Origin of the sequence: Pseudomonas sp. S12(2018), from assembly GCF_024355235.1 — a bacterium.
In the GTDB taxonomy this organism is placed as follows: Bacteria; Pseudomonadota; Gammaproteobacteria; order Pseudomonadales; family Pseudomonadaceae; genus Aquipseudomonas; species Aquipseudomonas palmensis.
Genome location: NZ_QLAD01000002.1, coordinates 399,965 through 417,414 on the forward strand (window position 1 = coordinate 399,965; position 17,450 = coordinate 417,414).

The following is a 17,450-nucleotide window of genomic DNA, read 5'->3' on the forward strand; positions in this document are numbered from 1 at the left end:
TGCCAGCAATGCGCCACACGCGGTGCGCAAGACCGGGCAAAACTACCACACGAAGCGATAAATATCCGCCTCCCACAGGCCAAATGTTCTGGTTTTTCGGGGGTTTGCAGCAAATTTCGCAAAAAATCGCACAAAAAATGAACAACCCTTGCGTCGACACACATCCATACCCTGCTCAAGCCCCCGGCTGGGTTACACTTGGCCGCTTTGCAGCGCCGTATGTCGCGCCCTATTTTCAGCCGAGAATCCCATGCCGATCCGTCATTGCATCGTCCACCTGATCGACAAGAAACCCGATGGCAGCCCTGCCGTGCTGCACGCACGCGACTCGGAACTGGCCGAGTCGACCGCCATCGAGAACCTGCTGGCCGACCTCAACGACAGCTACAACGCCAAACAGGGCAAAGCCTGGGGCCTGTTCCACGCCGAGTCCGGCGCCCATCCGTTCAGCGGCTGGCTGAAGGAATACCTGGATGAAGGCAAGACCTTCACCGCCTTCAGCCGCGTGGCCGTCGAGCACCTGCAGAAGCTGATGGAAGAGTCGAACCTGTCCACCGGTGGCCACGTACTGTTCGCCCACTACCAGCAAGGCATGACCGACTACCTGGCCATCGCCCTGCTGCACCACAGCGAAGGTGTGGCGGTGAACGCCGACCTGGACGTGACCCCCTCGCGCCACCTGGACCTGGGCCAGCTGCACCTGGCTGCTCGCATCAACATCTCCGAGTGGCAGAACAACAAGCAGTCCAAGCAGTACATCTCGTTCATCAAGGGCAAAAACGGCAAGAAGGTCTCGGAGTACTTCCGCGACTTCATCGGCTGCCAGGAAGGCGTCGACGGCCCGGGAGAGACCCGCACCCTGCTCAAGGCCTTCAGCGACTTCGTCGAGAGCGAGGACCTGCCCGAGGAAGCCGCCCGCGAAAAGACCCAGACCCTGGTCGAGTACGCCACCAGCCAGACCAAGGCAGGCGAGCCAGTGACCCTGAGCGAGCTGTCGGAACTGATCGACGAGGACCGCCCACGGGCCTTCTATGACCATATCCGCAACAAGGACTACGGCCTGTCGCCGGAGATCCCGGCCGACAAGCGCACCCTGAACCAGTTCCGCCGCTTCACCGGCCGCGCCGAGGGCCTGTCGATCAGCTTCGAGGCACACCTGCTGGGCTCGAAGATCGAGTACGACGAAGAGGCCGGCACCCTGATCATCAAGGGCCTGCCCACCCAGCTCACCGATCAGCTCAAGCGTCGCAAGGACTGAGCCCCGTCCAGGAGGCCACCAGTGCCTCCTTGGCCGACTTGCGCAGCTTCTTCACCAGGCGTTCCTGGCGCAGCGCCTCGGCCTTGTCCGGCCAGGCTTCCACATACACCAGCGCCACTGCCGGGCTGGTGCTGAAGTAACGCGCACCGCGGCCGCTCTGATGCGCATTGAAACGGCGCTCGGGGTTGTCACTGATGCCGCAGTACAACGAACCGTTGGCGGTGCGTACCAGATAGACATACCAGGGTTTGCGAGAGGTGGGGGTTTCGGTCACGGGCATCTGCGTACAGGGGTGAAGGCGACAGCTTACCCCGTCAACGCCCGGCCTGAAATGCGCGCAGGCCTTTTGCCGCCTGTTGGCGAATCTTGCCCTGTACCAGCGGTGTCCAGCCCAGCAGCAGGCCCTTGGTACCCAGCGCCTGGCGGGCCCAGCGCCACAGGTCGAAATGATCGTGATGCTCGACGATCAACCCGTCGCGGAACACGAAACGTGCCTGAATGTCGTTGACCACCACCCGACCGGTCTGGCTGAACAGGTAGGTGGCCACCCAGTGCGCAGTGGCGCTGCGCTCGTCGGCGCGCACGCTGTCGAAGGTCAGGGAGAAATCCTTGGCGCGACTGGCGAGCATGCGCCACATGTCGGCGGCGTCCTTGCCTCGCAAGGTACCGAAGGCCGGGTCGCTGAACACCACCTCGGGGCTGTAGCAGGCGACCATGGCCTCGGCGTCGAGGCGCTGGAAAGCCTGGTAGAAACGTGTGATCAGCGCGATGTTGGCGTCGCTCATGGGCGCGGTCCATTACAGGGGAACGGACGTGAACGATAGGCCGAGTGATGGCTGAAAGCTACGGGTATCTACGGTGCGAATGATGTGCCCCATCGCAGGTCAAGCCCGCTCCCACAGGTGCAGTGCAGACCCGCGATGGCAGCCACGCCAAGTCAGACCCGTTCGCTGACCACACCCACCTGCAACGACCGCCCGGCCTTGAGCCCGAAACCGATCGCACCCACGCCCAGCACCGCGAAGATCCAGCCCACTGCGTCCCAGCCACCGGTCACGTCATGCACCAGGCCCACCGCGAACGGCCCCATCGAGGCCAGGGTATAGCCGATGCCCTGGGCCATGCTCGACAGGTTGGCCGCCACATGCGAGTCCTTCGACCGCAACACGATCAGGGTCAGCGCCAGGGCAAAGGTGCCGCCCTGCCCGATACCCAGTACCACCGCCCAGCCCCACAGCCCGCCTAACGGGGCATACAGGCAGCCGAACAGGCCGGCCAGGGTCAGCAGCATCACCAGCACGATGGCCAGGCGCTGGTCCTTGCCACGGGTGGCCAGCCACGGCGCGGTCAGGGCACTGGCCAGTTGCACGATCACCGAACCGGACAGCACCAGCCCGGCCTCGGTCGGGCTCAGGCCACGGCCGATCAGAATCGAGGGCAGCCAGCCGAACACGATGTACGCCAGCGACGACTGCAGGCCCATGTACAGGGTCACCTGCCAGGCCAGCGGATCGCGCAGCAGCCCCCTCACCCGATAAGCCACCGCATGCTTGCCATGCCCGTGGCGCGCCTGGGGCAGCCAGAACAGCGCCGCCACCACCGCCGGAATCAGCCAGACACCCAGGCCCAGCGCCCAGCTGTCGTCGAAGTGCTGGCTCAACGGCACGGTGGCGCCGGCCGCCAGGGCCGCGCCCAGGCACAGGGCCATGGTGTACACGCCGGTCAGGGCGCCGGCATGCTTGGGGAAGTCGCGCTTGACGATGCCCGGCAGCAGCACGCCAATCACGCCGATGCTGGCCCCGGCCAGGATGCTGCCGGCAAACAGCCCCACACTGCCCAGCGAGCTGCGCAGCAAGATGCCGCACGCCAGCGTGAGCAGAATGCCCAGCACCACCCGCTCGCTGCCGAAGCGACGCGCCAGGATCGGTGCCAGCGGCGCGAACAGGCCCAGGCACAGTACCGGCAGCGTGGTCAGCAGGCCGGCCTGCGAAGCACTCAGCCCCAGGCTGTCGGACACCTGCCCGAGCAACGGCGCCATGCTCGACAGCGCCGGGCGCAGGTTCAGTGCCACCAGTACCAGCCCCAGCAGCAACAGCCACGGGCGCTGCAGCACAGCGGGCGGTTGCAGTTGGGCGTCGTCGGCTTCGGCGTCGATCAGGAGTTCTTCGAGCGGCGGGTTGGGTTTGGGCATGGCTGTCTCTGCGTCAGGCTTCATTGATAAGGGTTCTGCTCAGGGCCTTGGCCCGTTCCGGGTCGCGTTGCTCGACCGCCTGCAGAATGTCGCGGTGCAGGTCGAACACGCCCTGGCAACGCGATTCGCGCATGTTGTGGTGCACGGCGCACGCCACCACGGCGGAGAAGTAGCGGTACAGCTCGCTCAATGCCGGGTTGTGTGCGGCGTCCACCAGGCGCTGGTGAAACACCAGGTCGCAGGCCACGTAGCTGTCGAGGTCGTCGTGAAAGTGCTCGGCGCTGTGCTGCAGGGCTTCATGCAGCCCCTTGAGGTCGTCGTCGGTGCGGCGCAGCGCCGCCAGCCCGATGGCCTCGGCTTCGAGGATGTGCCGGGTTTCGCGGGCCTGCTCGAGGCTGCAACGCGACAGCACCTGCACGGTGGCCAGCGGGTCGACATTGGCGCGCAGGTAGGTGCCGTCGCCCTGGCGCACTTCGACCAGGCCGCTAAAGGCGAGCACGCGCATCGCTTCACGCACGGTATTGCGGCTGATGCCTAGTTCCAGGGCCAGTTCGGGCTCGGTGGGCAGGCGCTGGCCGACGGCCCAGGCGCCATCGGCGACGCGCTGGCGCAGTTGTTCGACGGCCTGCTCGACAAGGGAGCGTTTGATGAGTTGAGTCATTTGACGTGCTTACATCCAATCATCGGACGAATCTGAGGAACGGAGAATAGCCTGTCGGGCCACGTCGATGCAATCGCCAGCTAGGCGGGCTCCCGCAGGAGCCCGCCTAGCTGGCGAAAGACAAGGCGCTATCAGTTCAAGGCGTCAAGCAGCGCCTGGTTCTGCTCGGGCGTACCGATGCTGATACGCAGGAACTGCGCGATGCGCTGCTGCTTGAAGTGGCGCACGATCACGCCCTGCTCGCGCAACTTGGCCGCCAGCGCAGCGGCATCCTGCTCGGGGTGACGGGCAAAGATGAAGTTGGCCGCCGACGGCAGCACCTGGAAACCGCGGTCGGTCAACTGCGCCACCAACTGCTCCCGGCTGTCGATCACCTGACGGCAGGTCTGTTCGAAATACGCCTGGTCCTCGAACGCCGCCGCCGCGCCGACGATGGCCAGGCGATCCAGCGGATAGGAGTTGAAGCTGTTCTTGATGCGCTCCAGCGCCTCGATCAGGTCCGGGTGGCCGACCGCCAGCCCGACCCGCAGGCCGGCCAGGGAACGCGACTTGGACAAGGTCTGCGTCACCAGCAGGTTCGGGTAGCGGTCCACCAGGCTGATGGCGGTCTGGCCGCCGAAGTCGATGTAGGCTTCGTCGACCACCACCACCGAATCGGGGTTGGCCTGCAGCATCTGCTCGACCGCCTCCAGCGCCAGCAGGCAGCCAGTGGGTGCGTTCGGGTTGGGGAAGATGATGCCGCCGTTGGCGCGCTGGTAATCCTCGACACGAATCTGGAACTGCTCGTCCAGCGCTACCGCCTCATACGGGATGCCGTACAGGCCGCAGTACACCGGGTAGAAGCTGTAGCTGATGTCGGGGAACAGCAGCGGCGCATCGTGCTGGAACAGGCCGTGGAAAATGTGCGCGAGCACTTCGTCCGAACCGTTGCCCAGGAACACCTGGCTGGCCTGCACGCCGTAGTAGCTGGCCACCGCCTGCTTGAGCCGGTCGCCATTGGGGTCCGGGTACAGGCGCAGATTGTCGTTGAGCTCGCCGCGCATGGCCTCCAGCGCCTTTGGCGAAGGACCATAGGGGTTTTCGTTGGTGTTGAGCTTGACCAGCTTGCTCAGCTTGGGCTGCTCGCCCGGCACGTAAGGCACCAGGTCCTTGACGAAGGGGCTCCAGAATTTGCTCATGCTCAGTTGCCCTCTTTATCGACAGGGGTGTGATCGCCAAGGATGCGGTATTCGGCGCTGCGTGCGTGCGCGCTCAGGGATTCGCCACGGGCCAGCACCGACGCGGTGCGACCCAGGTCCGAAGCGCCCTGCTCGGAACAGAAGATGATCGAGGAACGCTTCTGGAAGTCGTACACCCCCAGCGGCGAGGAGAACCGTGCGGTGCCGGAGGTAGGCAGCACGTGGTTGGGGCCAGCGCAGTAGTCGCCCAGCGCTTCGCTGGTGTGGCGGCCCATGAAGATCGCACCGGCATGGCGGATCTGCGGCAACCAGGCCTGCGGGTCGGCCACCGACAACTCCAGGTGCTCGGGGGCGATGCGGTTGGCCACCTCGATGGCCTGCTGCATGTCGCGCACGTGGATCAGTGCGCCACGGCCATTGATGGAGGTCTGGATGATCTCGGCGCGGTCCATGCCCGGCAGCAGCTTGTCGATGCTTGCGGCCACGCGGTCGAGGAACTCGGCATCGGGGCTGACCAGAATCGCCTGGGCGTCTTCGTCATGCTCGGCCTGGGAGAACAGGTCCATGGCGATCCAGTCCGGGTCGGTCTGGCCGTCGCACACCACAAGGATCTCCGACGGGCCGGCAATCATGTCGATGCCCACCTGGCCAAACACATGGCGCTTGGCGGTGGCCACGTAGATGTTGCCCGGGCCGACCACCTTGTCTACCTGCGGCACGCTCTCGGTGCCGTAGGCCAGTGCGGCAACCGCCTGGGCGCCACCGATGGTGAACACCCGGTCGACCCCGGCGATGCACGCCGCAGCCAGCACCAGCTCGTTGATTTCACCACGCGGGGTGGGTACCACCATGACCACTTCGGACACCCCGGCAACCTTGGCCGGAATCGCGTTCATCAGTACCGACGAGGGGTACGACGCCTTGCCACCCGGTACGTACAGCCCGGCGCGGTCCAGCGGCGTGACCTTCTGGCCCAGCACGGTGCCGTCGGCCTCGGTGTAGGTCCAGGAGTCCTGCTTCTGCCTTTCGTGGTAGCTGCGCACCCGGCGGGCGGCGGTTTCCAGCGCCTCGCGCTGCGCCGGAGTAATGCGGCTCAGGGCCAGCTCCAGGCGCTCGCGCCCCAGGATCAGGTCATCGATGGAGGTGGCCTGGACGCCGTCGAAACGCTGGGTGAATTCCACCAGCGCCGCGTCGCCGCGCTCGCGCACGGCCTTGATGATGTCCAGCACCCGCTGGTTGACCGCATCGTCAGACACGCTTTCCCAGCTCAGCAGATGATCCAGATGTCGGGCGAAATCCGGGTCAGCAGCGTTGAGTCGGCGAATTGCAGTGGACGTGGTCATGGCTAAGGCCTCGGTAAATGGCGGATGCTCAGGCGCCCTAAGCTACCAGTCCATCCGCGCGGGCACCCGAGAAAATTGGCTATGACGCGGATAGACGGGCGCGACAGCGAAGGTCGCGCGCAGAAGTCAGCCGCGGTGTCGCGATTCCACGGCCAGACGCAAGGCGTCGATCAGGCTCTGGATGCGTGCGTGCTGCATCTTCATCGAGGCCTTGTTGACCACCAGCCGGGAGCTGATGGTGGCGATCAGTTCCTGGGGTTCCAGGCCGTTGGCACGCAGGGTGTTGCCGGTGTCGACCACGTCGATGATCTTGTCGGCCAGGTTGATCAGCGGTGCCAGCTCCATCGAGCCGTACAGCTTGATGATATCGACCTGACGGCCCTGCTCGGCGTAGTAGCGCTTGGCGACGTTGACGAACTTGGTGGCCACGCGCAGGCGCCCCTTGGGTTCGGCAGCGCCGATGGCACCGGCGGTCATCAGCTTGCATTGGGCAATCTGCAGGTCCAGCGGCTCGTACAGGCCCTGGCCGCCGTACTCCATCAGCACGTCCTTGCCGGCCACGCCCAGGTCGGCGGCGCCATGCTCGACGTAGGTCGGCACGTCGGTGGCACGCACGATCAGCAGGCGTACATCGTCCTGGGTGGTCGGGATGATCAGCTTGCGGCTTTTGTCCGGATTCTCGGTAGGCACGATGCCCGCCTCTGCCAGCAATGGCAGGGTGTCGTCGAGAATGCGGCCCTTGGACAGCGCGATGGTCAACATGGGAAACGTCAATCCTTAAGCGGCTTTAGCCGCCGGACCCGTGCAGGCGCCCGACGGCAATCGATTCGTGTGGCGCGTCCCTGCGCCGAGTGCAGGGCTAGCCCGGTACGCGACGGATCTTCGCGCCCAGCATCTGCAGTTTCTCTTCGATGCACTCGTAGCCACGGTCTATGTGGTAGATGCGATCGATCAGGGTGTCGCCCTCGGCTACCAGCGCCGAAATGACCAGGCTGGCCGAAGCCCGCAGGTCGGTGGCCATGACCGGAGCGCCCTTGAGGGTCTTGGTGCCGGTGACGATGGCGGTGTTGCCTTCGACCTGGATCTGCGCGCCCATGCGGTGCATCTCGTACACGTGCATGAAGCGGTTTTCGAAGATCGTCTCGATCACCGCGCCGGTGCCTTCGGCAATGGCGTTGAGGGAGATGAACTGCGCCTGCATGTCGGTAGGGAACGCCGGGTACGGGGCGGTGCGCAGGTTCACGGCTTTCGGCCGCTTGCCGTGCATGTCCAGCTCGATCCAGTCTTCACCGGTGGTGATTTCGGCACCGGCTTCCTTGAGCTTCTCCAGTACCGCCTCGAGGATGGTCGGATCGGTGTCCTTGACCTTGACGCGACCGCCGGTCACGGCAGCGGCCACCAGGTAGGTGCCGGTCTCGATACGGTCGGGCATCACGCGGTATACGGCCGAACCCAGGCGCTCGACGCCGTCGATGGTGATGGTGTCGGTACCGGCACCCTGCACCTTGGCGCCCATGGCGTTGAGGAAGTTGGCCAGGTCGACCACTTCCGGCTCGCGTGCGGCGTTCTGCAGCACGCTGCGGCCCTTGGCCAGGGCAGCGGCCATCATGATGTTCTCGGTACCGGTCACGCTGACGGTGTCGAAGAAGAAGTGCGCACCGCGCAGGCCGCCTTCAGGCGCCTTGGCCTTGATGTAGCCGCCTTCGACTTCGATCTTCGCGCCCATCGCCTCGAGGCCGCGGATGTGCAGGTCGACCGGGCGCGAGCCAATGGCGCAACCGCCAGGCAGGGCCACTTCGGCCTCGCCGAAACGGGCGACCATGGGGCCCAGCACCAGGATCGAGGCGCGCATGGTCTTCACCAGCTCATACGGCGCGACCAGGGTCTTGATGGTGCGTGGGTCGATCTCCACCGCGAGCTTCTCGTCGATCACAGGCTCGATGCCCATGCGACCGAACAGCTCGATCATGGTGGTGATGTCGTGCAGGTGCGGCAGGTTGCCGACGGTGACCGGGCCGTCGCACAGCAGGGTGGCCGCCAGAATCGGCAGCGCTGCGTTCTTTGCGCCGGAAATGCGGATTTCGCCATCGAGACGAACGCCGCCAGTGATAATCAGTTTGTCCATTGGAATCTCGCCGCCAAGTTGGCTCAGGTGCGCTCAGCCCAGGCTGCGCTGCTGAAAAATTTCATGGTTACCGCATGGATGCTGCCATCGGTGATCCACGGGTTCAGGTGAGCATAGATCTGCTGCTGACGCTTGACCGGGCTCAGGGCCGCCAATTCGTCACTGATTACGTTCAGCTGGAAGTTGCAGCCTTCGCCTTCAACTTCGACCCGGGTTCCCGGCAACTTTTCTTCAAGGAAGTTCTTAACTTCTACGGCCTGCATGCTCAACCTCAATCGGCGCCCTGTGCGCGCGGGTCGGCCATCATACAAAAAAGCCCCTCGCCTGCGAACCCCGTAAACGAGGACTCTGACAGAGGGGCCCGTCGCGCACCCGTATTTATTGACCGGCCAGCAGCTCGCCGAGCCCGTACACCTGAGCGATTTCGTGCATGCCATGGGGCATGCCGCGCACCTCGATGGTCTTGCCCGCCGCCTGCCCGTCACGGGTGAAGGCCAGCAGCAGGGACAGACCCACGCTGCTGGAAAGCTCCACCGCCGAACAGTCCAGCACCAGCGAAGGCTCGCGACTGGCAGCAATCAGGGCCCTGCTCTGCTTGCGCAGCACCGGGCCGGTGCGGTAATCCAGCACACCGGACAGGCTCAGCACGCCGGGTGCGGCAAGGGTGACTGCCGCACTCATTGGGCCTGCTTCTCGGCCGCTTGCTCGGTGGTTTCCTTGGCCTTGGCCACTTCGCCGGCCCAGCCGTCGATGGTCTTGTCCAGGTCGTTGCCGTTGCGCTGCATGGCGTCGGCGAACTGGTCACGGAACAGCTTGCCGATGTTGATGCCGTTGACGATAACGTTACGCACCTTCCACTCGCCATTGAGCTTGGTCAGGGTGTAGGAAACCGGGTAGACGGCGCCGTTGTTGCCCTTGACCGTCATGTCGACGCTGGCACGGTCGTCGCCGTCCTTCTTCTCGGCGCCCACGGTGATGCCCTGGTTGTTGTATTCCAGCAGGGCGTTGCCATAGAACTGCATCAGGCTGCGCTTGAAGTTTTCCTGGAAGCGCTGCATCTGGGCCGGGGTAGCCTTGCGCGAGTACTTGACCGTCATGATGCTGCGGGAGATGCCATCGGCATCCACCACCGGTCCCAGGTTGGCGTTGAGCGCATCGTAGAACGCGCTGGGGTTGGCCTTGTACTGCTCCTTGTTCGCCTTGAGGTCGGACAGCAGTTGCGTGGTGGTGGTCTGGATCACTTCTTTGGGCGATTGCGTGGCCGCAACGGCCATCAACGGCAGGCTCGCCAGCAATACCAACAGGCCGCGTCGCAGGATGGAAATCATGGAAACTCCTTATTTAGCTTCTTTGCCAACGGTATTGAGCAAAAACTTGCCAATCAGATCTTCCAGTACCAGCGCCGACTGGGTGTCATGGATGGTTCCACCTTCCTTGAGCACCGCTTCCTCACCGCCCACGCTGATGCCGATGTACTTCTCGCCGAGCAACCCGGCGGTCAGGATCGAGGCGGTGGAATCGGTCGGCAGGTTGTCGACGCGTTTTTCCAGCTGCAACGTCACCCGACCGGTATAGGTATCGCGGTCCAGATCGATGGCCGTGACCTTGCCGATGGTTACACCGGCCATGGTCACTTTAGCTCTGACAGTCAAACCGGCGATATTGTCGAAGTAGGCGTAAAGTTTATAGGTATCGCTGCTCGGGCTGGCGGACAGGCCGCTGACGCGCAGGGCCAGCAGAAGCAGTGCCAGGATCCCGGCCAGGAGGAACAGGCCGACACCGATTTCCAGGGTGCGGTTTTGCATCAGAAATCTCCAAACATCAAGGCGGTCAGAATAAAGTCCAGACCCAGGACTGCCAGCGAGGCATAGACCACGGTCTTGGTAGTGGCACGGCTGATCCCCTCTGAAGTGGGCTCACAGTCATAGCCTTGGAATACGGCAATCCAGGTGACGACGAAGGCAAACACGAGGCTCTTGAGCACCCCGTTGAGTACATCGTCGACGAACGAAACGCTGTTCTGCATGTTCGACCAGAAGGAACCTTCATAGACTCCCAGCCAGTCCACCGCCACCCAGGACCCACCCCAGATGCCGACCACGCTGAAGATCATCGCCAGCAGCGGCAGCGAGATGAAGCCGGCCCACAGGCGCGGTGCAACGATGTACTTGAGCGGGTCGACGCCGATCATCTCCAGGCTCGACAGCTGCTCGGTGGATTTCATGTTGCCGATTTCGGCGGTCAGCGCCGACCCGGCCCGCCCGGCGAACAGCAGCGCGGTCACCACCGGGCCCAGTTCACGCAGCAGGGTCAGGGCAACCATCTGCCCCACCGCCTGTTCCGAACCGTACTTGGTGAGGATGCTGAAGCCCTGCAGGGCCAGCACCATGCCGATGAACACGCCGGACACGACGATGATGGCCAGCGACATCACGCCGACCGAGTACAGCTGCTTGACCAGCAACTGGAACCCGCCGCCAATCCCGCCGCGCCCCACCAGGGCATGCAGCAGGAACAGGCAGGAGCGCCCCAGCACGGCCACTACGTCGATCGCGGAGCGACCAAACAGACGAATACGTTCGAGCAATGACTTTCTGCGCATCAACGCTTCCCCAACAGATCGGCGCGGTAATCAGGCGCAGGAAAATGAAAGGGCACCGGGCCATCCGGATCGCCTTTCATGAATTGGCGGATACGCGGGTTGTCCGACTCCATCAGCTCCTGCGGCGTACCCTGGCCCAGTACCTGGCCGTCCCCCACCACATACAGGTAGTCGGCAATGCTCGCGGTTTCTGCAAGATCGTGCGAAACCACGATGCTGGTGATGCCCAGCGCATCGTTGAGCAGGCGGATCAGGCGTACCAGCACGCCCATGGCGATCGGGTCCTGGCCGACGAAAGGTTCGTCGTACATGAGGATCTGCGGGTCCAGGGCAATCGCCCGGGCCAGCGCCACACGGCGCTTCATGCCGCCGGACAGTTCGTCGGGCATCAGCTCGATGGCACCGCGCAAGCCCACGGCCTGCAGCTTCATCAGCACGATGTCGCGGATCATTTCCTCGGGCAGCTGGGTATGCACCCGCAGCGGGAAGGCGACGTTCTCGAACACGTCGAGGTCGGTGAACAGTGCACCGCTCTGGAACAGCACGCCCATGTGCTTGCGCGCGTCGAACAGGTCGCTGCGCGACAGGGTCGGCAGGTTTTGCCCGGCCACCCACACCTCACCGCTGGCAGGGCGCAGTTGCGCGCCCATCAGACGCAGCAGCGTGGTCTTGCCGCACCCGGAAGGCCCCATGATGCCGGTAACCTTGCCGCGGGGAATGCGTATGTCGACATTATTGAAGATGCTGCGCGCGCCGCGCTTGAAGGTCACGCCCTTCAATTCGACCGCGTAGGCGTTATCAACGCTCATCTAAACTCCTTGCGATGCAGCCTTTTCACTCAGACGCCAACCTCCTTCATGGAGGCACGCACGCTCCGAGCGGGCCGAACAGGCGGCGAACTATAGCACCGCTGATAGAGCCACCCCAAGGCCATCACCGAGGCTGTTCAGCTCAAGTTAAGGCTCACTTAAGGTTTCTGGCAGAGCATCCTTGCAATCACAGGTGAGGCTTTGGCGCATTACCGCTATAATCCCCGCCTTTTCATCAGGCAATCCGATCTACGACATGAGCCAATCCACCGACCTGATCCAATCCGCACAGCGCACCATCCGTCTCGAGATCGAAGCGGTAGAGGGCCTGCTGGCCCATATCGACGCCGATTTCGTCAAGGCCTGCGAGCTGATCCTGGCCAGCAAGGGCCGGGTCGTGGTGGTGGGCATGGGCAAATCCGGGCACATCGGCAACAAGATTGCCGCCACCCTGGCCAGCACCGGCACCACGTCGTTCTTCGTTCACCCCGCCGAGGCCAGCCACGGCGACATGGGCATGATCACCCGGGACGACATCATCCTGGCACTGTCCAACTCGGGCACCACCAACGAAATCGTGACCCTGCTGCCACTGATCAAGCGCCTGGGCATCAAGCTCATCAGCCTCACCGGCAACCCCGACTCGCCGCTGGCCAAGGCCGCCGAGGTCAACCTGGACGCCCGCGTGGGCCAGGAGGCCTGCCCGCTGAACCTGGCCCCGACGTCCTCCACCACCGCTGCGCTGGTACTCGGCGACGCCCTGGCCATCGCCCTGCTCGAGGCACGCGGCTTCACTGCCGAAGACTTCGCCTTCTCGCACCCGGGCGGTGCCTTGGGCCGACGCCTGCTGCTCAAGGTCGAGAACGTGATGCACGGCGGTGACGAGTTGCCCCAGGTTCAGCGCGGCACGCTGCTCAAGGACGCCCTGCTTGAAATGTCTCGCAAAGGTTTGGGCATGACCGTGGTGCGCGAAAGCGACGGCCGCCTGGCCGGGGTGTTCACCGACGGCGACCTGCGCCGCAGCCTGGATCGCAACATCGACGTGCACACCACGCTGATCGACGAAGTGATGACCGTACACGGCAAGACCGCCCGCGCCGAGATGCTCGCGGCCGAGGCCCTGAAGATCATGGAAGACCACAAGATCAGCGCGCTGGTGGTGGTGGACACGCTAGACCAGCCGGTCGGCGCCCTGAACATGCACGACCTGCTGCGCGCCGGAGTGATGTAAATGAACGACGATCTGCTGCAACGCGGCAAGGCCATCAAGCTGGCGGTATTCGATGTGGACGGCGTGCTGACCGACGGTCGCCTGTACTTTCTCGAGGACGGCAGCGAATTCAAGACCTTCAACACCCTCGACGGCCAGGGCATCAAGATGCTCATGAACTCGGGCGTGACCACCGCGATCATCAGCGGGCGCAAGACGCCGGTGGTCGAACGTCGTGCGAAAAACCTCGGCATCCCGCACCTGTACCAGGGCCGCGAAGATAAACTGGTGGTGCTCGACGACCTTCTTGGTCAACTGGGCCTAAGCTATGAACAGGTTGCCTACCTGGGCGACGACCTGCCAGACCTGCCGGTGATTCGCCGGGTCGGCCTGGGCATGGCCGTAGCCAGTGCCGCTCCGTTCGTGCGCCAGCACGCCCATGGCGTGACCCTTGCACGCGGTGGCGAAGGCGCAGCCCGCGAGTTCTGCGAACTGATCCTGCAAGCCCAGGGCAACCTGGACGCGGCGAATGCCAACTACCTGTAGAGCGATCCATGTTCAGTAAAAAGATCCGCAATATCGCGCTGTTCAGTGTGATCGCTGCCTTGTTTGCAGCGGTCGGCTACTGGAACATCAGCCCCGAGACGTTCCTCGACGAGCCCGCAGCGCAGGTCGACGAAAGCGCCATCGACTACTACGCCATCAACGCCCACAGCGTGCAGTTTCTGCCCGATGGCAAGCTGCAGTACGAGATGACCGCCGACAAGGTCGAACACCTCAAGGCCAGCGAAGTGACGCTGCTGACCACGCCGGACCTCAACATGTACCGCGGTACCGCCTACCCGTGGCACGTGCAGAGCACCCGCGGCGAGGTCAACCCGGACGGCACCGAAGTGGAACTGATCGACAACGTGCGGGTTGCCCGCACCGACGACCAGAACCGCGAAACCATCATTACCACCACCCGCATGACAGTCTTCCCGCAGAAGCAATATGCGCAGACCGAGCAAGCCGTTAGAATCGACGGCGCCGGTGGCACAACTACGGGCAAGGGAATGAAAGCGTATCTGAAAGACGGCAGGATGAACCTGCTGTCCAACGTAAGAGGACAGTATGAGGCTCGTTAAAACCCTCCCCTTTTTGCTCAGCCTGAGCGCAGCACTGGGAAGCGCGAGCGCCTGGGCCCTGCCGAACGACCGTGATCAGCCTATCCGTATCCAGGCTGACCAGGCTCAACTGGATGACAAGAAAGGCGTTGCCACCTATACCGGTGACGTGATCATCACCCAGGGCTCGATGATGATCAAAGGCAACACCGTGACCATCACCCGCACTGCCTCCGGCGATATCGACGTCGTGACCTCGGTGGGCAACCTGGCCTACTTCGAGCAGCAGCAGAGCGCAGCCAAGCCGGACAAGATGCAGGGCTACGGCAAGACCATTCAGTACAATGCGCCACAGAACCGCATCGTGCTGATTGACCGCGCCAAGGTCATCAATGAAGGCAACACCACCGAAGGCGAGAAAATCGTCTACGACACGGTGAAGCAGATCGCTACCGCTGGTCGCGGTGGCAAAGTCACCGAGTCGCGTCCGCGCATCGACATGGTGATCCAGCCGAAGAAGAAGGCCGAGTAGATGGCAACCCTCAAAGCCCAGCACCTGGCCAAGGCCTACAAAAGCCGGCAAGTCGTGCGTGATGTCAGCCTGTCCATCGACAGCGGCCAGATCGTCGGCCTGCTCGGCCCCAACGGCGCCGGCAAGACCACCTGCTTCTACATGATCGTCGGCCTGGTACAGGCCGACCAGGGCCGCGTGCTGATCGATGACCTGGACGTCAGCCACCAGCCCATGCATGGTCGCGCACGTGCCGGCATCGGCTACCTGCCGCAGGAAGCCTCGATCTTTCGCAAGCTGTCGGTGGCCGACAACATCATGGCGATCCTCGAGACCCGCAAGGAGCTCGACCGCGATGGTCGCCGCAAGGAGCTTGAAAGCCTGCTGCAGGAATTTCACATCAGCCACATCCGCGACAACCTGGGCATGAGCCTGTCCGGTGGTGAGCGGCGCAGGGTGGAGATTGCCCGGGCACTGGCCACCGCGCCCAAGTTCATCCTGCTCGACGAACCTTTCGCCGGTGTCGACCCGATCTCCGTGGGCGACATCAAGCAGATCATCCACCACCTCAAGGCCAAGGGCATCGGCGTGCTGATCACCGACCACAACGTCCGTGAAACCCTGGATATCTGCGAAACCGCCTACATCGTCAACGATGGCCAGTTGATCGCCGAAGGCGATGCACAGACCATCCTGGCCAACGACCTGGTGAAAGAGGTGTACCTCGGCCACGAGTTCCGCCTGTAAGCTGCGGCACATGGCTGAACATGGCGCTGCCTGGGCGCTGGCAAATGGCTCCACCCGGGGTTAATTGTTCCAGCGCTCTAGGCAAACGCTTTGATTTCAGGCATATAATTTGCTTAAAGTTGGCGCCTCTCGCGCCCTTGTAGTAGATGGCGCCTGTGCGCCGGCGAATAAGGTGTTAAGCCCCAGCCATGAAACCATCGCTCGTCCTAAGAATGGGCCAGCAACTGACGATGACTCCTCAGTTGCAACAGGCTATCCGACTGCTCCAGCTCTCCACCCTGGACCTGCAACAGGAAATCCAGGAGGCGCTGGAGTCCAACCCGATGCTCGAACGCCAGGAAGAAGGCGAGGATTTCGACAACAGCGACCCGATGGCCGACAACGCCGAGACCAAGCCGGTTGCCGAACCTCAGGAGAGCAGCTTCCAGGAGTCCGCCCCCACGGTGGACAACCTCGAAGAAGGCGAATGGAACGAGCGCATCCCCAACGAACTGCCGGTCGACACGGCCTGGGAAGACATCTACCAGACCAGCGCCAGCAGCCTGCCCAGCAATGACGATGACGAGTGGGACTTCACCACCCGCACCTCCGCCGGCGAAAGCCTGCAGAGCCACCTGCTGTGGCAGCTCAACCTGGCACCGATGTCCGACACCGACCGGCTGATTGCCGTGACGCTGATCGACTGCATCAACAACCAGGGCTATCTCGAGGAAACCCTCGAAGAGGTGTGCGAGTCGTTCGACCCGGAACTGGACATCGAACTCGACGAAGTCGAGGCCGTGCTGCACCGCATCCAGCAGTTCGAGCCCGCCGGCATCGGTGCCCGCAACCTCAGCGAATGCCTGCTGCTGCAACTGCGCCAGCTGCCACCGCGTACGCCGTGGATGGCCGAGGCGCAGCGCCTGGTCAGCGACTACATCGACCTGCTCGGCAGCCGCGACTACAGCCAGCTGATGCGTCGCATGAAGCTCAAGGAAGACGAACTGCGCCAGGTCATCGAACTGGTACAGAGCCTCAACCCGCGCCCCGGCTCGCAGATCGAGTCCAGCGAAGCCGAATACGTGGTGCCCGATGTCATCGTGCGCAAGGATTCCGACCGCTGGCTGGTCGAGCTGAACCAGGAAGCCGTGCCGCGCCTGCGGGTCAACCCGCAATACGCCGGTTTCGTGCGTCGCGCCGACACCAGCGCCGACAACACCTTCATGCGCAACCAGTTGCAGGAGGCGCGCTGGTTCATCAAGAGCCTGCAGAGCCGCAACGAGACGCTGATGAAGGTGGCCACGCAGATCGTCGAGCACCAGCGCGGCTTTCTCGACCACGGCGACGAAGCGATGAAACCGCTGGTACTGCACGATATCGCCGAGGCGGTGGGCATGCACGAGTCGACCATTTCGCGGGTGACCACGCAGAAATACATGCACACCCCGCGCGGCATCTACGAACTGAAATACTTTTTCTCGAGCCACGTGAGCACCTCCGAGGGCGGCGAATGCTCGTCCACGGCGATCCGCGCGATCATCAAGAAACTGGTCGCGGCTGAAAATCAGAAAAAGCCATTGAGTGACAGCAAGATCGCTGGTTTACTGGAGGCACAAGGCATCCAGGTAGCCCGTCGCACCGTCGCCAAGTACCGCGAGTCCCTTGGCATTGCACCGTCGAGCGAACGCAAGCGATTGATGTGACATCCCCTGAGATGTGCCACCGCAATT

The 17,450-nt window shown here is 63.4% G+C and carries 21 protein-coding genes; 7 read left to right on the plus strand and 14 right to left on the minus strand.

Annotated elements, in window-relative coordinates:
- Window positions 1-250 precede the first annotated feature (250 nt).
- Window positions 251-1,258 carry a nucleoid-associated protein YejK gene (yejK, locus tag DN388_RS05715; protein WP_043862439.1) on the plus strand — a complete coding sequence of 336 codons (1,008 nt, stop codon included), beginning with the start codon at window positions 251-253 and terminating at the stop codon, window positions 1,256-1,258.
- On the opposite strand, the gene DN388_RS05720 is transcribed toward yejK, so the two are convergent.
- The 14 genes from DN388_RS05720 to DN388_RS05785 all read right to left on the minus strand — a co-directional run bounded on the left by DN388_RS05720 (window position 1,239) and on the right by DN388_RS05785 (window position 12,167).
- Window positions 1,239-1,532, minus strand: a complete 294-nt coding sequence (locus tag DN388_RS05720) for a GIY-YIG nuclease family protein (protein WP_229589547.1) — start codon at window positions 1,530-1,532, stop codon at window positions 1,239-1,241. The two genes, yejK and DN388_RS05720, sit on opposite strands and share 20 nt — an antisense overlap.
- Window positions 1,533-1,572: 40 nt before the next feature.
- Window positions 1,573-2,043 (minus strand): nuclear transport factor 2 family protein, encoded by a 471-nt coding sequence (locus DN388_RS05725; protein WP_254997558.1) that lies wholly within the window; start codon window positions 2,041-2,043, stop codon window positions 1,573-1,575.
- Between the two features lie 152 nt (window positions 2,044-2,195).
- On the minus strand, window positions 2,196-3,449 hold the full coding sequence (locus tag DN388_RS05730; protein ID WP_229589546.1) for an MFS transporter: 1,254 nt from the start codon (window positions 3,447-3,449) through the stop codon (window positions 2,196-2,198).
- 13 nt (window positions 3,450-3,462) lie between these two features.
- Window positions 3,463-4,110 carry a FadR/GntR family transcriptional regulator gene (locus DN388_RS05735; RefSeq protein WP_043862443.1) on the minus strand — a complete coding sequence of 216 codons (648 nt, stop codon included), beginning with the start codon at window positions 4,108-4,110 and terminating at the stop codon, window positions 3,463-3,465.
- Between the two features lie 131 nt (window positions 4,111-4,241).
- The gene (hisC, locus tag DN388_RS05740) at window positions 4,242-5,288 is read right to left on the minus strand and encodes a histidinol-phosphate transaminase (protein ID WP_043862444.1); all 1,047 of its coding nucleotides are present in this window, start codon (window positions 5,286-5,288) and stop codon (window positions 4,242-4,244) included.
- A 2-nt stretch (window positions 5,289-5,290) separates the two neighbouring features.
- Entirely contained in the window at window positions 5,291-6,631 is a 1,341-nt protein-coding gene (gene hisD, locus DN388_RS05745) for a histidinol dehydrogenase (protein WP_043862445.1), read from the minus strand.
- Window positions 6,632-6,757: 126 nt separating this feature from the next.
- Window positions 6,758-7,393 carry an ATP phosphoribosyltransferase gene (gene hisG, locus DN388_RS05750; RefSeq protein ID WP_043862446.1) on the minus strand — a complete coding sequence of 212 codons (636 nt, stop codon included), beginning with the start codon at window positions 7,391-7,393 and terminating at the stop codon, window positions 6,758-6,760.
- 97 nt (window positions 7,394-7,490) lie between these two features.
- Window positions 7,491-8,756: a UDP-N-acetylglucosamine 1-carboxyvinyltransferase gene (murA, locus tag DN388_RS05755; protein ID WP_043862447.1), complete on the minus strand. Its 1,266-nt coding sequence runs from the start codon at window positions 8,754-8,756 to the stop codon at window positions 7,491-7,493.
- A gap of 23 nt (window positions 8,757-8,779) precedes the next feature.
- Window positions 8,780-9,019: a BolA family protein gene (locus DN388_RS05760; protein ID WP_010223373.1), complete on the minus strand. Its 240-nt coding sequence runs from the start codon at window positions 9,017-9,019 to the stop codon at window positions 8,780-8,782.
- A gap of 115 nt (window positions 9,020-9,134) precedes the next feature.
- Window positions 9,135-9,437 carry a lipid asymmetry maintenance protein MlaB gene (locus DN388_RS05765; protein WP_254997564.1) on the minus strand — a complete coding sequence of 101 codons (303 nt, stop codon included), beginning with the start codon at window positions 9,435-9,437 and terminating at the stop codon, window positions 9,135-9,137.
- Window positions 9,434-10,084, minus strand: a complete 651-nt coding sequence (locus tag DN388_RS05770; RefSeq protein ID WP_043862449.1) for a phospholipid-binding protein MlaC — start codon at window positions 10,082-10,084, stop codon at window positions 9,434-9,436. The genes DN388_RS05765 and DN388_RS05770 overlap by 4 nt, the downstream gene beginning before the upstream one ends.
- 9 nt (window positions 10,085-10,093) lie before the next feature.
- Complete coding sequence (mlaD, locus tag DN388_RS05775; protein WP_043862450.1) at window positions 10,094-10,561, minus strand: outer membrane lipid asymmetry maintenance protein MlaD; 468 nt, start codon at window positions 10,559-10,561, stop codon at window positions 10,094-10,096.
- Window positions 10,561-11,358: a lipid asymmetry maintenance ABC transporter permease subunit MlaE gene (mlaE, locus tag DN388_RS05780; protein WP_043862451.1), complete on the minus strand. Its 798-nt coding sequence runs from the start codon at window positions 11,356-11,358 to the stop codon at window positions 10,561-10,563. Before mlaE ends, mlaD begins: the two co-directional genes overlap by 1 nt.
- Window positions 11,358-12,167, minus strand: coding sequence for an ATP-binding cassette domain-containing protein (locus DN388_RS05785; RefSeq protein ID WP_043862452.1), 810 nt, complete (start codon window positions 12,165-12,167; stop codon window positions 11,358-11,360). Before DN388_RS05785 ends, mlaE begins: the two co-directional genes overlap by 1 nt.
- Window positions 12,168-12,423: 256 nt before the next feature.
- Between DN388_RS05785 and DN388_RS05790 the strand changes: the two genes are divergently transcribed.
- The 6 genes from DN388_RS05790 (at window position 12,424) to DN388_RS05815 (ending at window position 17,423) form a co-directional block, all read left to right on the plus strand.
- Window positions 12,424-13,398, plus strand: coding sequence for a KpsF/GutQ family sugar-phosphate isomerase (locus tag DN388_RS05790; RefSeq protein WP_043862453.1), 975 nt, complete (start codon window positions 12,424-12,426; stop codon window positions 13,396-13,398).
- Window positions 13,399-13,923, plus strand: coding sequence for an HAD family hydrolase (locus DN388_RS05795; RefSeq protein WP_043862454.1), 525 nt, complete (start codon window positions 13,399-13,401; stop codon window positions 13,921-13,923). It begins immediately after the preceding gene.
- A gap of 8 nt (window positions 13,924-13,931) precedes the next feature.
- Complete coding sequence (lptC, locus tag DN388_RS05800; protein WP_043862455.1) at window positions 13,932-14,504, plus strand: LPS export ABC transporter periplasmic protein LptC; 573 nt, start codon at window positions 13,932-13,934, stop codon at window positions 14,502-14,504.
- The gene (lptA, locus tag DN388_RS05805; RefSeq protein ID WP_054916380.1) at window positions 14,491-15,015 is read left to right on the plus strand and encodes a lipopolysaccharide transport periplasmic protein LptA; all 525 of its coding nucleotides are present in this window, start codon (window positions 14,491-14,493) and stop codon (window positions 15,013-15,015) included. The genes lptC and lptA overlap by 14 nt, the downstream gene beginning before the upstream one ends.
- Window positions 15,016-15,741, plus strand: coding sequence for an LPS export ABC transporter ATP-binding protein (gene lptB / locus DN388_RS05810; protein ID WP_043862457.1), 726 nt, complete (start codon window positions 15,016-15,018; stop codon window positions 15,739-15,741).
- A 188-nt stretch (window positions 15,742-15,929) separates the two neighbouring features.
- Window positions 15,930-17,423, plus strand: coding sequence for an RNA polymerase factor sigma-54 (locus DN388_RS05815; RefSeq protein WP_043862458.1), 1,494 nt, complete (start codon window positions 15,930-15,932; stop codon window positions 17,421-17,423).
- Window positions 17,424-17,450 lie beyond the last annotated feature (27 nt).

Excerpts from the sequence above, each read along its gene's own strand:
- yejK (WP_043862439.1), top strand. The coding sequence starts at position 251 with ATGCCGATCCGTCATTGCATCGTCCACCTGATCGACAAGAAACCCGAT.
- DN388_RS05725 (WP_254997558.1), bottom strand. The coding sequence starts at position 2,043 with ATGAGCGACGCCAACATCGCGCTGATCACACGTTTCTACCAGGCTTTC.
- DN388_RS05730 (WP_229589546.1), bottom strand. The coding sequence starts at position 3,449 with ATGCCCAAACCCAACCCGCCGCTCGAAGAACTCCTGATCGACGCCGAA.
- DN388_RS05735 (WP_043862443.1), bottom strand. The coding sequence starts at position 4,110 with ATGACTCAACTCATCAAACGCTCCCTTGTCGAGCAGGCCGTCGAACAA.
- hisC (WP_043862444.1), bottom strand. The coding sequence starts at position 5,288 with ATGAGCAAATTCTGGAGCCCCTTCGTCAAGGACCTGGTGCCTTACGTG.
- hisD (WP_043862445.1), bottom strand. The coding sequence starts at position 6,631 with ATGACCACGTCCACTGCAATTCGCCGACTCAACGCTGCTGACCCGGAT.
- hisG (WP_043862446.1), bottom strand. The coding sequence starts at position 7,393 with ATGTTGACCATCGCGCTGTCCAAGGGCCGCATTCTCGACGACACCCTG.
- murA (WP_043862447.1), bottom strand. The coding sequence starts at position 8,756 with ATGGACAAACTGATTATCACTGGCGGCGTTCGTCTCGATGGCGAAATC.
- DN388_RS05760 (WP_010223373.1), bottom strand. The coding sequence starts at position 9,019 with ATGCAGGCCGTAGAAGTTAAGAACTTCCTTGAAGAAAAGTTGCCGGGA.
- DN388_RS05765 (WP_254997564.1), bottom strand. The coding sequence starts at position 9,437 with ATGAGTGCGGCAGTCACCCTTGCCGCACCCGGCGTGCTGAGCCTGTCC.
- DN388_RS05770 (WP_043862449.1), bottom strand. The coding sequence starts at position 10,084 with ATGATTTCCATCCTGCGACGCGGCCTGTTGGTATTGCTGGCGAGCCTG.
- mlaD (WP_043862450.1), bottom strand. The coding sequence starts at position 10,561 with ATGCAAAACCGCACCCTGGAAATCGGTGTCGGCCTGTTCCTCCTGGCC.
- mlaE (WP_043862451.1), bottom strand. The coding sequence starts at position 11,358 with ATGCGCAGAAAGTCATTGCTCGAACGTATTCGTCTGTTTGGTCGCTCC.
- DN388_RS05785 (WP_043862452.1), bottom strand. The coding sequence starts at position 12,167 with ATGAGCGTTGATAACGCCTACGCGGTCGAATTGAAGGGCGTGACCTTC.
- DN388_RS05790 (WP_043862453.1), top strand. The coding sequence starts at position 12,424 with ATGAGCCAATCCACCGACCTGATCCAATCCGCACAGCGCACCATCCGT.
- DN388_RS05795 (WP_043862454.1), top strand. The coding sequence starts at position 13,399 with ATGAACGACGATCTGCTGCAACGCGGCAAGGCCATCAAGCTGGCGGTA.
- lptC (WP_043862455.1), top strand. The coding sequence starts at position 13,932 with ATGTTCAGTAAAAAGATCCGCAATATCGCGCTGTTCAGTGTGATCGCT.
- lptA (WP_054916380.1), top strand. The coding sequence starts at position 14,491 with ATGAGGCTCGTTAAAACCCTCCCCTTTTTGCTCAGCCTGAGCGCAGCA.
- lptB (WP_043862457.1), top strand. The coding sequence starts at position 15,016 with ATGGCAACCCTCAAAGCCCAGCACCTGGCCAAGGCCTACAAAAGCCGG.
- DN388_RS05815 (WP_043862458.1), top strand. The coding sequence starts at position 15,930 with ATGAAACCATCGCTCGTCCTAAGAATGGGCCAGCAACTGACGATGACT.